The organism is Streptomyces sp. NPDC002265, assembly GCF_040296125.1.
In the GTDB taxonomy this organism is placed as follows: domain Bacteria; phylum Actinomycetota; class Actinomycetes; order Streptomycetales; family Streptomycetaceae; genus Streptomyces.
On the sequence record NZ_JBEOWS010000292.1, the window covers coordinates 1 to 12,572 of the forward strand.

Annotated in this window: 13 protein-coding genes; 9 read left to right on the forward strand and 4 right to left on the reverse strand. The window is 71.1% G+C overall.

The window, feature by feature from the left end:
* Positions 1-44 precede the first annotated feature (44 nt).
* Entirely contained in the window at positions 45-629 is a 585-nt protein-coding gene (locus tag ABT085_RS35290) for a CGNR zinc finger domain-containing protein (protein ID WP_351617514.1), read from the reverse strand.
* A 164-nt stretch (positions 630-793) separates the two neighbouring features.
* Here ABT085_RS35290 and ABT085_RS35295 point away from each other — a divergent pair, with 164 nt between their 5' ends.
* Complete coding sequence (locus ABT085_RS35295) at positions 794-1,567, forward strand: MBL fold metallo-hydrolase (RefSeq protein ID WP_351617483.1); 774 nt, start codon at positions 794-796, stop codon at positions 1,565-1,567.
* Positions 1,568-1,668: 101 nt separating this feature from the next.
* On the opposite strand, the gene ABT085_RS35300 is transcribed toward ABT085_RS35295, so the two are convergent.
* Positions 1,669-2,295, reverse strand: coding sequence for a hypothetical protein (locus ABT085_RS35300; protein WP_351617485.1), 627 nt, complete (start codon positions 2,293-2,295; stop codon positions 1,669-1,671).
* 483 nt (positions 2,296-2,778) lie between these two features.
* Between ABT085_RS35300 and hemL the strand changes: the two genes are divergently transcribed.
* The 8 genes from hemL to ABT085_RS35340 all read left to right on the forward strand — a co-directional run bounded on the left by hemL (position 2,779) and on the right by ABT085_RS35340 (position 11,179).
* A complete protein-coding gene (hemL, locus tag ABT085_RS35305; RefSeq protein ID WP_351617488.1) occupies positions 2,779-4,110 on the forward strand; it encodes a glutamate-1-semialdehyde 2,1-aminomutase in 1,332 nt (443 codons plus the stop codon).
* A gap of 65 nt (positions 4,111-4,175) precedes the next feature.
* A complete protein-coding gene (locus ABT085_RS35310; RefSeq protein ID WP_351617517.1) occupies positions 4,176-4,823 on the forward strand; it encodes a histidine phosphatase family protein in 648 nt (215 codons plus the stop codon).
* A 179-nt stretch (positions 4,824-5,002) separates the two neighbouring features.
* Positions 5,003-6,352: a polysaccharide deacetylase family protein gene (locus ABT085_RS35315; RefSeq protein WP_351617491.1), complete on the forward strand. Its 1,350-nt coding sequence runs from the start codon at positions 5,003-5,005 to the stop codon at positions 6,350-6,352.
* A gap of 78 nt (positions 6,353-6,430) precedes the next feature.
* Positions 6,431-7,063: a TlpA family protein disulfide reductase gene (locus tag ABT085_RS35320; protein ID WP_351617494.1), complete on the forward strand. Its 633-nt coding sequence runs from the start codon at positions 6,431-6,433 to the stop codon at positions 7,061-7,063.
* A 1-nt stretch (position 7,064) separates the two neighbouring features.
* On the forward strand, positions 7,065-7,838 hold the full coding sequence (locus ABT085_RS35325; RefSeq protein WP_351617496.1) for a cytochrome c biogenesis CcdA family protein: 774 nt from the start codon (positions 7,065-7,067) through the stop codon (positions 7,836-7,838).
* 3 nt (positions 7,839-7,841) lie between these two features.
* On the forward strand, positions 7,842-9,557 hold the full coding sequence (gene resB / locus ABT085_RS35330) for a cytochrome c biogenesis protein ResB (protein WP_351617499.1): 1,716 nt from the start codon (positions 7,842-7,844) through the stop codon (positions 9,555-9,557).
* The gene (ccsB, locus tag ABT085_RS35335) at positions 9,554-10,633 is read left to right on the forward strand and encodes a c-type cytochrome biogenesis protein CcsB (RefSeq protein WP_351617502.1); all 1,080 of its coding nucleotides are present in this window, start codon (positions 9,554-9,556) and stop codon (positions 10,631-10,633) included. Before resB ends, ccsB begins: the two co-directional genes overlap by 4 nt.
* A 144-nt stretch (positions 10,634-10,777) precedes the next feature.
* On the forward strand, positions 10,778-11,179 hold the full coding sequence (locus tag ABT085_RS35340) for an SRPBCC domain-containing protein (RefSeq protein ID WP_351617505.1): 402 nt from the start codon (positions 10,778-10,780) through the stop codon (positions 11,177-11,179).
* A gap of 43 nt (positions 11,180-11,222) precedes the next feature.
* Here the strand turns inward: ABT085_RS35340 and ABT085_RS35345 are convergent, their stop codons facing one another.
* Together ABT085_RS35345 and ABT085_RS35350 are read right to left on the reverse strand one after the other, a co-directional pair.
* Positions 11,223-12,197, reverse strand: a complete 975-nt coding sequence (locus ABT085_RS35345) for an isopenicillin N synthase family dioxygenase (protein ID WP_351617508.1) — start codon at positions 12,195-12,197, stop codon at positions 11,223-11,225.
* Positions 12,190-12,572 (reverse strand): nucleoside deaminase (locus ABT085_RS35350; protein WP_351617511.1); only part of this gene is annotated, 383 nt, incomplete at its 5' end. The genes ABT085_RS35350 and ABT085_RS35345, both read right to left, overlap by 8 nt.

The following is a 12,572-nucleotide window of genomic DNA, read 5'->3' on the forward strand; positions in this document are numbered from 1 at the left end:
CCCGGAGGTCCCGGCCTCCCGCCGGTCCCGTCCTCCTGACGAGGTCAGTTCTCCTCGGCGCCGCCGGTGCCGGTGCCGGTGCGGCGGGCGTAGGCGCGGGCGGCGCGGGCGCGGTCGCCGCACCGGGTGGAGCACCAGTGGCGGCGGCCGTGCCGCAGCAGATAGCGGTTGCAGGGCGGTGAGCCGCAGGCGGTGAGCCGGTCCGCGTCGGCGCCGGTGAGCAGGTCGGCGGCGTCGGCGGCAAGGGTGGCCAGGGCGCGCTCGACGATCCGGGTGGTGGGGTGGGACAGGGCCCGGTGCAGACCGCGGGTGGCGTCCCAGTTCAGCAGGGATACCGCGGGCGCCCGGGTGAGCGCGTCGTTGAGGCCGTTCAGGGCCCCGCCGGGGGCGGGGTGGCCCTCGACCCGGGAGGAGATCAGGGCGCGGATCTGTTCGCGCAGTGAGCGCAGCTGGGCGGCGCAGGTCTCGCGCAGTTCCGCCTCGACCGGCGCGAGGCCGTGGTCGACCAGCCACCGGGTCGCGGCGGCGGGGGTACCCAGCAGGTCGAGGACCTGCCCGCCGGGCAGCGCGAGGGCGCTGTTGGCGAGGTCGAGGGCGGGGTACCGCTCCGCCCCGGGCGCGATCGGCATCCCGCTCTCCTCGGACGTCACGGCCCCCTGGGTCCCCTCGTGCTCCTCGGGCTCCACGGCCCCGGTCTTTCGCATGGCTCTCATGGTACGTCTTGCATCCATCCGTGAGAAGCGACTACCGTCTCTCACGGATAAACGACTTCTCATCCGTGAGGTGTTTTCTGATGACCCCTGTCGACGCGACCGCCGAACAGATTCCCGTCCGGGTCTTCGGCGGCCCGACCGCACTGATCGAGTACGGCGGGCTGCGCTTCCTCAGCGACCCGACCTTCGACGGGACCGGTCACTACCCGACCCCCGGCGGGCCGACCCTGACCAAGACCGCCCCGTCCCCCGTCGAGCCGGGCGACCTCGGCCCCGTGGACGCGGTGCTGCTCTCGCACGACGAACACCCCGACAACCTCGACCGCTCCGGCCGGGCCCTGCTCGCGGAGGTGCCGCTCACCCTCACCACCCGGGGCGGCGCGGGCCGGCTGGGCGGCACGGCCCGCGGGCTGGCCCCCTGGGAGTCCGTGCGACTGGACCGGCCCGGCGGCGGCTCCGTCACCGTCACCGCCGCCCCCGCCCTGCACGGACCCGAGGGCGCCGAGCCGATCTCCGGCGAGGTCATCGGCTTCCTGCTGACCTCGGACGACCTGCCCACGGTCTACGTCAGCGGGGACAACGCCTCGCTCGACCTGGTCAGGGAGATCGCGGACCGGTTCGGCCCGGTGGACACGGCCGTGCTCTTCGCGGGGGCGCCCCGCATCCAGCCCCTCTTCGACGGCGCCCTGCTCGTGCTCGACGGCGCCGGAGCCGCCGAGGCCGCCGGGATTCTCGGCGCCCGTCGGGTCGTACCCGCGCACTGCGACAGCTGGGCGCACTTCACGGAGACCCGTGAGGACCTGGTCGCGGCGTTCGAGGCGGCGGGAGTGGCGGACCGGCTGCAACTGGACTGAACCGGCACCGCCCGACACCGCCGGCCCGGGCGGGTCCGCCGGGCGTGGAAACGGCGAGGGCGGAGCCCGTGAGCTCCGCCCGTTCGTAAGGAAATCTCAGGTCACGGCCACACCAGGCAGTACGGCTGGTGCCCCGCCTCGTGCAGTCGGTGGGAGAAGTCCTGCCACTCGTGCAGGAGCTGGTAGACGTTGAAGGCGTCCCGCGGGCCGCCCCGGTCCGGCACGGTCGACCAGATGAACGCCGCCGCGCCCACCGCCTCCTCGCCGACGTCGCGCAGGGGGTCGACGACCGTCGTCGGGAGCTTCACGACCGCGTAGTCGGGGTGCAGGACGACCAGTTCCAAGGGGGGCACCTTGTTGAGGGGGACACCCTGGATGCCGGTCAGCACCATGGCCGCCATCGTCTCCGGCTTGATCTTGGTGAACATGCCACCCATGCCGAGCTCGTCGCCGCCGAGTTCCTCGGGGCGCATCGAGATCGGGACGCGGGCCGCCGTCGCGCCGTCCGGCGCGCCGAAGTATTTGTACGTCACCCCCACCCGACCACCATTCCTGCTACCGGTCCTGAGCCGGTCGACCTCACGGTCGAGCCGGTCGGACTCCATCGGTGCACCATGTGCCTGAAGTGTTTCGTGCGGCTCCTCCGCCTCGCGCCGGTGTTTTCCCCGTTGGGCGCGTCGAGGACCCAGACCGTCAGTCCCCTCGCCCAGCCCGCCACCGCGATGCATATCTCCACCCGACTGCTTTTCTAGGACGCGTGGCCCCCGCCGCGCAACCCGATCATCGTGACAGTGACCTCCCCCACGGTCGCTCGCCGAAACGTGCGCTGAAACAACGGCCCACAGGATCTTCGCAGTCGCGAGCGAGCCCCTGTGCGGGCCCCTGAGCGAGCTCCTGGGCAGGCCTTCGAGCGAGCCCGGGCAGGCGCTCGCGGTCCGGCACGGCTCGGCCCGTCCGTAGCTCTGTGTATCAGGTGCCAGTTTCGCAGATGGTACGGGGCGGTCCACCGATTTGCCCGGTCCGGTCCCGGTCGGCCGTCTTCTCCGCTCGGACCGTTCCGGCTCGGGCACGCTCGGTCACGGCCCCGCGCCCGGCCGGTGCGCGGGGCGCCCCGCTGCTCCCTGCCGTTCCCCGGCCCTGGCCTACCCTGAGGAGGTCACGCAGCAAGCGGAGTCCGAACAAGTCGGAGAAGGTCGGAGAAGTCGCAGGTCATGAGCGAATCGCCCTCTTCAGGAGCGCCCTATCCCTACGAAGCGCCTGCCTCGCAGGCCCTGTTCGACCGCGCGGCCGCCGTCACGCCGGGCGGGGTGAACTCCCCGGTCCGCGCCTTCCGCGCGGTGGGCGGTACGCCCCGGTTCATGGTGTCCGGTACCGGTCCGTACCTGACCGACGCGGACGGCCGGGAGTACGTCGACCTCGTCTGTTCCTGGGGCCCGATGATCCTCGGCCACGCGCACCCCGAGGTCGTCGCCGCGGTGCAGGAGGCCGTCTCCCGCGGCACTTCCTTCGGTACTCCCGGTGAGGGCGAGGTCGCGCTCGCCGAGGAGATCGTCGCGCGGGTCGAGCCCGTGCAGCAGGTGCGGCTGGTCTCCAGCGGCACCGAGGCCACCATGTCCGCGATCCGGCTCGCGCGCGGCTTCACCCGGCGGGCCAAGGTGATCAAGTTCGCCGGCTGCTACCACGGGCACGTCGACTCCCTGCTGGCCGCGGCCGGCAGCGGGGTGGCCACCTTCGCGCTGCCCGACACCCCCGGCGTCACCGGCGCCCAGGCCGGCGACACCATCGTGCTGCCGTACAACGACCTGGAGGCGGTGCACGAGGCGTTCCACCGGCACCCGGGGGAGATCGCCTGCGTGATCACCGAGGCGTCGCCGGGCAACATGGGCGTCGTACCGCCGCTGCCCGGCTTCAACCAGGGCCTGAAGGACGCCTGCGCGCAGAACGGCGCGCTGTACATCTCCGACGAGGTGATGACCGGCTTCCGCACCAGCAGGGCCGGCTGGTACGGGATCGACGGGGTCAAGCCCGACCTGATGACCTTCGGCAAGGTCATGGGCGGCGGCTTCCCGGCCGCGGCCTTCGGCGGCCGCGCCGACGTCATGGAGCACCTCGCGCCCGCCGGGCCGGTCTACCAGGCGGGCACCCTCTCCGGGAACCCCGTCGCCACCGCCGCCGGTCTCGCGCAGCTGCGCCTGCTCGACGACGCCGCGTACGTCAAGGTCGACGCCGTGTCGCGGCAGATCCAGGCGCTCGTGTCCGAGGCGCTGGGCAAGGAGGGCGTCGCGCACACGCTGCAGACCGCCTCCAACATGTTCTCCGTCTTCTTCACGGACCGCCCGGTCCGCAACTACGAGGACGCCAAGGCGCAGGAGTCCTTCCGCTTCACCGCCTTCTTCCAGTCGCTGCTGGCGAACGGCGTCTATCTGCCGCCCTCGTCCTTCGAGTCCTGGTTCGTCTCCACGGCCCACGACGAGCGGGCCCTCCAGCGGATCGCCGACGCCCTCCCGGCGGCGGCCCGAGCGGCGGCGGAGGCCACGGCGTGAGCAACGGCATCGACAACAAGGGCATCGGCGGAAGCGGCGACGGCGAACTGACCGTCGTCCACCTCATGCGGCACGGCGAGGTCCACAACCCGGACGGGATCCTCTACGGCCGGCTGCCCGGCTATCACCTGTCCGAGCTCGGGCGGCAGATGGCCGACCGGGTCGCCGAGCACCTCGCCTCCCGCGACGTCACCCACGTCGTCGCCTCCCCGCTGGAGCGGGCGCAGGAGACGGCGACGCCGATCGCCAAGGCGCACGGGCTCGACCTCGCCACCGACGGCCGGCTCATCGAGGCCGACAACGTCTTCCAGGGCAAGACCTTCGGTGTCGGGGACGGCGCGCTGCGCAAGCCCGACAACTGGAAGCACCTGGTCAACCCGTTCAAGCCGTCCTGGGGCGAGCCGTACGTCGACCAGGTCGTACGGATGATGGGGGCGCTGGACGCGGCCAAGGACGCGGCCCGTGGCCATGAGGCCGTACTGGTCAGTCACCAGCTGCCGATCTGGATCGTGCGGTCCTATGTCGAGCGGCGGCGGCTGTGGCATGATCCGCGCAAGCGGCAGTGCACGCTCGCCTCGCTGACGACCTTCACGTACCAGGGCGACAAGATCGTCTCCGTCGGCTACACCGAGCCGGCCCGCGATCTCGTCCCGGCCCATCTCCTCGCCGGTGCCAAGCCGGTCAAGGGGCAGGGCAAGGCTTTCGGGGCATAGCCGCCGGTACGGAGCCGGTGACGGGCGGGGGCACTGGCGCCGACGCGAGAGCGACCTCCGGTGGTCCATGGCCCGTTCGTGACAGCCGTCGCGAGTTCCGTGCGATCGCGCGGAACCACCTCGTTCGTCGCGTCCTCTGAATGAGTGACCACCTCAGAACGCGACGAACGGGGGATGCCATGCGCACTCTGACTCGAAGGGGAGCGCTCGGTCTGGGCGCGGGTGCCGCGGCCGCCGCCGGGCTCGCGGGGTGCGGCACGGGCACGCCGTCGGACGGTGCGGCCCACGCCGCCGGTTCCGCGAGCCCCCGGGGTTCCGCGAGCCCCTCCGCGACCCCCGGCGGGCAGCCGACCCACACAGCGCGCCCCCTCGGCGACGGCTCGACCTCCTTCAGCGGCCGTCAGCCGCACCAGCCCGCCGCCCCCGTGCCGCTGGAACCCGGTCAGCAGCCGCCGCAGTTCGTCGTCTTCTCCTGGGACGGAGCCGGCGAGGTCGGCAACGGCCTCTTCCCGCGCTTCCTGGACCTCGCCAAGGAGCACGGCGCGAGCATGACCTTCTTCCTGTCCGGGCTGTACCTGCTGCCCGAGTCGAAGAAGCGGCTCTACGACCCGCCCAACAACCCGCGCGGCGCCTCCGACATCGGCTACCTCAGCGACGACCACGTCCGGGCCACGCTCACCAACATCCGCCGCGCGTGGCTGGAGGGTCACGAGATAGGCACCCACTTCAACGGGCACTTCTGCGGGGGCAGCGGCTCGGTCGGCCACTGGACCCCGCGGCAGTGGAAGAGCGAGATAGCCCAGGCCAAGGCGTTCGTGAAGGAGTGGCGGACCAACACCGGCTGGACCGATCTGGAGCCGCTGCCCTTCGACTACGACAAGGAACTCGTCGGCGGCCGTACGCCCTGTCTGCTCGGGCAGGACAACCTGCTGCCCGCCGCCCGTGAACTCGGCTGGCGCTACGACGCCTCCTCGCCCGGCGGCCGGCAGGTCTGGCCCGGCAAGCGGCAGGGGATCTGGGATCTGCCGTTGCAGCAGATGCCGTTCCCCGGGCACCGCTTCGAGGTCCTCTCCATGGACTACAACATCCTCGCCAACCAGTCGGTGAACTCCACCAACGCACCCGCCTACAACTACCCGCACTGGCGTCAGCAGGCCGCCCAGGCGTACATATCCGGCTTCCAGCGGGCATACGAGACGAACCGGGCGCCCTTCTTCATAGGCAACCACTTCGAGCACTGGAACGGCGGCATCTACATGGACGCCGTGGAGCAGGCCTTCGTGCACATCGCGCGGGAGAAGGAGAAGGGCGCGGACGTACGGCTGGTCTCCTTCCGGCAGTTCGCGGACTGGCTCGACGTGCAGCGGCCGGAAGTCCTGGAGAAGCTGCGCACGCTGGACGTCGGTCAGCGGCCGGCCGGCGGCTGGCAGGAGTTCCTCGAGCCCGCCCCCGCGAACACCGGCGCACCCAGCGGCGCCCCCGCGAACACCGGCGCACCCACGAACTCCGCCCCCGCCACGGCCACCTGAAAGGCCGCCTGAAATGCGGGTTTCCGCCCGCAAGGGGGGTGCGCAAGATCCTCAGAACGGTCATGCGAAACTTTTCACATGAGTGCCGCCACCCGCACCTCCCCGCGTTCGACGACCAGGATCCGCTCGCGTCGCACCGCCGCCCTGAGCAGCGTCGGTGTCGCCGTGGCCGCGCTGCTGCTGTCCGCCTGCACGTCCGGGGGCACGTCCGGAGGCGGCGGCAACACCAACTTCGTCCTGGGCAAGGACGGCATCGCGACCGCCGACAAGGGGGAGCGGGCCGCCGCCCCCGACCTGTCGGGTGAGACGGTCGACGGCAAGCAGCTCGACGTCGCCGCCTACAAGGGCCAGGTCGTCGTCCTGAACGTGTGGGGCTCCTGGTGCCCGCCGTGCCGCGCCGAGGCGTCCGGCTTCGAGAAGGTCTACCAGGACCTCAAGGGCCAGGGCGTGCAGTTCGTCGGCATCAACACCCGCGACACCAGCACCAGCCCCGCCCGCGCCTTCGAGAAGCAGTACGGCGTCAGCTACCAGAGCCTGTACGACCCGACGGGCAAGCTGATGCTCCGCTTCGCCAAGGGCACCCTCAACCCGCAGGCGATCCCCTCCACGCTCGTCCTCGACCGGGACGGGAAGATCGCGGCCCGCTCGCTGTCCGCGCTCAGCGAGGAGAAGCTGCGCAAGATGATCTCCCCGGTCCTCGCGGAGAAGTGACGTGACCGGAGTGTCCCTGCTCGCCGCGGCGACGGACCCGAACCCGACCGTGCTCAACGGCGCCCTGCTCGTCGCCATGCCACTGGCCCTGCTCGCCGGCCTCATCTCCTTCTTCTCCCCGTGCGTCCTGCCGCTCGTACCCGGCTATCTGGCCTACGTCACCGGTGTCACCGGAACCGACCTGGCCGAGGCCCGGCGCGGCCGGATGGTCGCGGGCGCCTCGCTGTTCGTGCTCGGCTTCATGGCCGTGTTCGTCTCCGGCGGAGCGCTGTTCGGCTACTTCGGCTCCACGTTGCAGGACAACAAGGGCGTCCTGACCAAGGTGCTGGGCGTGCTCATGATCCTCATGGGCGTCTTCTTCATGGGGCTGATGCCCTGGCTCACCCAGCGGGAGTTCCGCTTCCACCGCAGACCCGTGACGGGACTGGTCGGCGCGCCGCTGCTGGGCGCGCTGTTCGGCATCGGCTGGACGCCGTGCATCGGACCGACCCTCTCCTCGGTGCTGGCCCTGTCCGCCCAGCAGTCGAGCGCGGGCCGTGGTGCCATACTGACCGTCGCCTACTGCCTGGGCCTCGGCGTGCCCTTCGTGCTCGCCGCGGTCGCCTTCCGCAAGGCGCTCGGCGCCTTCGGCTGGGTCAAGCGCCACTACGCCTGGGTGATGCGCATCGGCGGCACCATGATGATCGTGACCGGCCTGCTGCTGCTGACCGGCGCGTGGGACCGCATCGTGCAGGACCTGCAGACCTGGTCCACCGGCTTCACTGTGGGGATCTGATCCATGAGCAAGACGACGACCGGCACGCAGACCGACGGGGCCGCGACCGCCCCCGACGACCTCGGCGCCGCCGGTTCCCAGCTGTCCACCGCGCCCCAGGAGTCGCGGGCCGACCTGCCGGGCATGGGGGTCGTCGGCTGGGCCCGCTGGTTCTGGCGGCAGCTCACCTCCATGCGGGTCGCGCTGCTGCTGCTCCTGCTGCTGGCGCTCGGCGCGATCCCCGGCTCGCTGATCCCGCAGTCCGGGACCGACGCGACGAAGGTCGCCGACTTCCGTGACGCCCACGAGACCCTCGCCGCGGTCTACGACAAGCTCGGGCTCTTCCACGTCTACAGCTCGGTGTGGTTCTCCGCGATCTACATCCTGCTGTTCGTCTCCCTCATCGGCTGCATCGTGCCGCGCACCTGGCAGTTCGTCGGCCAGCTGCGCGGCCGTCCGCCGGGCGCGCCCAAGCGGCTGACCCGGCTGCCCGCGTACACGACCTGGCGCACCGATGTCTCGCCCGAGCAGGTCCGTGAGGCCGCGCTCGCGCTGCTGAAGAAGCGCCGCTTCCGCGCCCACCCTGTCGGCGACGCCGTCGCGGCCGAGAAGGGCTATCTGCGCGAGGTCGGCAACCTCGCCTTCCACATCGCGCTGATCGTGATGCTGACCGCCTTCGCCTGGGGCCAGCTCTTCAAGTCCGAGGGCAACAAGCTGGTCGTCGAGGGCGACGGCTTCTCCAACACGCTCATCTCCTACGACGACTTCAAGTCCGGCAACCTCTTCGGCACGGACGACCTGGTGCCGTTCAGCTTCGTCCTGGACAAGTTCACCGGCACCTACGAGCTGACCGGCCCCAACAAGGGCACCCCGCGCACCTACCAGGCGGCCGTCACCTACAGCGAGGGCGCCTACGGCAAGGAGAGGAAGACCACCGTCAAGGTCAACGAGCCGCTGGAGATCGGCGACTCGAAGGTCTATCTCACCGCCCACGGCTACGCCCCCGTGGTGACCGTCAGGGACGGCAAGGGCGACGTCGTCTTCCACAACGCCGTACCGCTGCTGCCGCTGGACTCCAACGTCACCTCCTCGGGCGCCATCAAGGTCATGGACGGCTACAAGAGCCCCGCGGGCGTCTCCGAGCAGCTCGGCTTCCAGGCGTTCTTCCTGCCGACCTACGGCGGCGGCAGCGTGGTGTCCTCGCAGTTCCCGGCGATGCTGAACCCGGTGCTGAACCTGGCGCCGTACCACGGCGACCTCGGGGTCGACTCGGGCATCCCGCAGAGCGTGTACCAGCTCGACAAGACCCACATGAAGTACTTCAAGGACGCCAAGGGACAGCAGCTGCGGGGGAACCTGAAGCCCGGCGAGACCATGACCCTGCCGAACGGCGCCGGTTCGATCACCTACGACGGCACCAAGGAGTGGGCGAACTTCCAGGTCACGCAGCAGCCCGGCAGCGGCTGGGCCCTGGCCGGCGCGACCGCCGCGATCTTCGGTCTGGCGGGCTCCCTGTTCATCCAGCGCCGCCGGGTGTGGGTCCGCGCCACGCGCGGCGCGGACGGGGTGACCGTCGTCGAGATGGGCGGCCTGGGCCGCAGCGAGTCCGCGAAGCTGCCCGAGGAGCTCGGCGACCTCGCCGGGACCCTGTACGACCAGGCCCCCGGGGCCCCCGACCCCGGCGACACGTCCGAATCCCCCGACACCCCAGCCGTACCTGCCGAAGGGGCTGAGAAGTGACTCTCGCCACCGCGACCAACGAACACCTCGCGAACATCAGCAACACGCTGATCTACTCGGCGATGGCCGTCTACACCCTGGCCTTCTTCGCGTACATCGCCGAATGGCTCTTCGGCAGCCGCAGCAAGGTCGGCCGCACCGCCGCCGCGCTGACCTCCGAGCCGACCGCGAAGAGCGGCCCGGCCGTCACCGTGCAGACGGCGGGCGGCACCGCGGTGCTGGAGCGGCCGAAGGTCGTCGTGCGGTCCGCCACCGGCGCCCGCGACGTGCCGGACGGGCCGGGCGCGCACGGCGGCGACGTGCAGGGCGACCTGTACGGGCGGATCGCCATCTCGCTCACCGTGCTCGCCTTCCTCGTCGAGCTGGGCGGCGTGATCGCCCGCGCGGCCTCGGTGGAGCGGGCGCCGTGGGGCAACATGTACGAGTTCAACATCACCTTCTCCACGGTCGCCGTCGGCGTGTACCTCGTGCTGCTCGCGCTGAAGAAGAACGTCCGCTGGCTCGGCCTGTTCCTGATCACCACGGTCCTGCTCGACCTCGGTGTCGCCGTCACGGTCCTGTACACCGCCAGCGACCAGCTGGTGCCCGCGCTGCACTCGTACTGGCTGTACATCCACGTGTCGACGGCGATCCTGTGCGGCGCGGTCTTCTACGTCGGCGCGGTCGGCACGATCCTCTACCTCTTCAAGGACTCCTACGAGAACAAGCTCGCCGAGGGCGGCAAGCCCGGCCGCTTCGCGACCTCGTTCCTGGAGCGGCTGCCCGCCTCGGCGTCCCTCGACAAGTTCTCCTACCGCGTCAACGCGGCCGTCTTCCCGCTGTGGACGTTCACGATCATCGCGGGCGCCATCTGGGCGGGCGACGCCTGGGGCCGCTACTGGGGCTGGGACCCCAAGGAGACCTGGGCGTTCATCACCTGGGTCGCCTACGCCTGCTACCTGCACGCCCGCGCCACGGCCGGCTGGAAGGGCCGCAAGGCCGCCTACATCGCCCTGATCGCCTTCGGCTGCTGGCTCTTCAACTACTACGGGGTCAACATCTTCGTCTCCGGCAAGCACTCGTACGCGGGCGTCTGACGTCCGCACCCCCAGAGGCCGGTTCCGGTGACCCAGGTCACGGGAGCCGGCCTTTGCCGTGCGGACAGCCGGAGCGATGGCCGACGGGGCAGGTCAGCGCCCGTAAGGGGTGCGCATCGTGCGGGTCGGGGTCACGCTGGTGTCATGACCGGTTCCGTCGAGCAGGGCACCAGCGTGACGCACGGGAACACGCACATCCTTCACTTCCTGGTGCGGCTGCCGGTGCCGGTGGAGCGGGTCTGGCCGGCGCTGGCCGGGGCGGAGGGGCTCGCGGGCTGGTTCACCGAGGCCGAGGTGCTCGAACCCCGCCTCGACGGGAAAGTCGCCCTGCGCGGGCTGGGCAGCGGGCGGGTCACCGCGTGGGACGTGGAGCGGGTCGCCGAGTACACGGTGGAGGGCGGCGGCCGGATCCGCTTCCATCTGGAGCGGGACGGGGACACCGGGACCTGTCTGAGGTTCCGGCACGAGTTCCGCGGGGAGGGCGGGACCGAGGCGTCCTGGCGGGCCAGATTCGAACGAATGGTCGAAATTCTCGACGGGACCTAGGGGGCCCCGGTGTCCTCTCCTCCGAGCGGTCGGACCCCGTCGGTCAGTCCACGGTGATCGAGTCCAGCTTCCCTCGCAGATAGACATGCGAGTCCACGGCCTCGTACGTCACCCGTCCCACCGGAGCCGGGACCGACTCGACGAGGGTGCCCGGGGTGCACTCGCCGAAGTAGACCAGCGACATCAGCTCCTCGGCGGGCGCGTCCGAGGGCGGCGGAAGAACCCGATGGCGGCCCGAGCGCCACCGGTCCCCGGTCCAACGGGCCATCAGATCGCCGATGTTGATGGTGAAGGCGGCCGGGTCGTAAGGCGCGTCCTCCCAGCCGCCCTCGTCCGTCCAGACCTGGAGACCGCCCCTGCCGGCCTGCCGGTCCAGGATGGTGACCGTCCCGAAGTCGGTGTGCGGGCCGATGCGGAACTGCCCCGGCCGGGGCTCGCCGGTCACCTCGGTGCCGGGATACCAGTTGATGTTGAAGCCGTACGTGGGATGCGCCATGTGCCGGGTGAAGAAGTCCGGTTCGAGGCCCAGGGCCTCGCCGAGCAGGGTGAGCAGACGGTTCTCCAGCTCCGCCATCCGAGCCAGGTACTCCTCGCACGGCGCCCGCAGCCCGGGCACCTCCTCGGGCCAGACGTTGGGCGCGTACCACTCCGCGTTGACGGCCGGGTCCTCGAACGGTTCGTGGGTCGCGAACGTCAGCGACTCCTTGAGGTCCGGCGGGGTCTCGGTGCCCTCCGCGTACCCGTTGGCCTCCGCTCCGGGGCCCAGCCAGCCACGGCCGCCGACCCTGGCCTCGTAGCGCCGCTTGGTCTTCTCGTCCAGTGCGAAGAAGACGCGGGCCGCCGCCCGGATCTCCGAGCGCAGCGCGGGGTCCACTCCGTGGCCGGTGACGAGCAGGAATCCCGCCGACCGGAGGGCCTGGTCGACGGTACAGGCGATGCCCGCGCGGGCCGCGGGATCGCCGTCGAGCCAGGGCGCGAGGTCGACGGTCGGGATGCGGGGGACCCTGGACTCACTCACCGATGTCCTCGTTCCACAGTTCCGGGCTGCTCCTGATGAAGTCGCGCATCATTCCGATGCACTCGGGGTCGTCCAGGAGCACGATCTCCACGCCGTGCTCCGCCAGCCAGTCATGGCCGCCGTGGAAGGTGACCGCCTCGCCGACGATCACCCGCGAGATACCGAACTGGCGGACGAGCCCGCTGCAGTACCAGCACGGCGAGAGGGTGGTCACCATCGTCGTCCCGCGGTACGACCGCTGCCGTCCGGCCGCCCGGAACGCGGCCGTCTCCGCGTGCGCCGAGGGGTCGCCGTCCTGGACGCGCCGGTTGTGGCCGCGGCCCAGACGGGCTGGAGGTGGCGCTGCTTGTCGAGCTTGAGGCCGTCGGAGTTGAC

Coding starts and splice junctions, on each gene's coding strand:
- ABT085_RS35290 (WP_351617514.1), bottom strand. CDS start 629: ATGCCGATCGCGCCCGGGGCGGAGCGGTACCCCGCCCTCGACCTCGCC.
- ABT085_RS35295 (WP_351617483.1), top strand. CDS start 794: ATGACCCCTGTCGACGCGACCGCCGAACAGATTCCCGTCCGGGTCTTC.
- ABT085_RS35300 (WP_351617485.1), bottom strand. CDS start 2,295: ATGCATCGCGGTGGCGGGCTGGGCGAGGGGACTGACGGTCTGGGTCCT.
- hemL (WP_351617488.1), top strand. CDS start 2,779: ATGAGCGAATCGCCCTCTTCAGGAGCGCCCTATCCCTACGAAGCGCCT.
- ABT085_RS35310 (WP_351617517.1), top strand. CDS start 4,176: ATGCGGCACGGCGAGGTCCACAACCCGGACGGGATCCTCTACGGCCGG.
- ABT085_RS35315 (WP_351617491.1), top strand. CDS start 5,003: ATGCGCACTCTGACTCGAAGGGGAGCGCTCGGTCTGGGCGCGGGTGCC.
- ABT085_RS35320 (WP_351617494.1), top strand. CDS start 6,431: ATGAGTGCCGCCACCCGCACCTCCCCGCGTTCGACGACCAGGATCCGC.
- resB (WP_351617499.1), top strand. CDS start 7,842: ATGAGCAAGACGACGACCGGCACGCAGACCGACGGGGCCGCGACCGCC.
- ABT085_RS35340 (WP_351617505.1), top strand. CDS start 10,778: ATGACCGGTTCCGTCGAGCAGGGCACCAGCGTGACGCACGGGAACACG.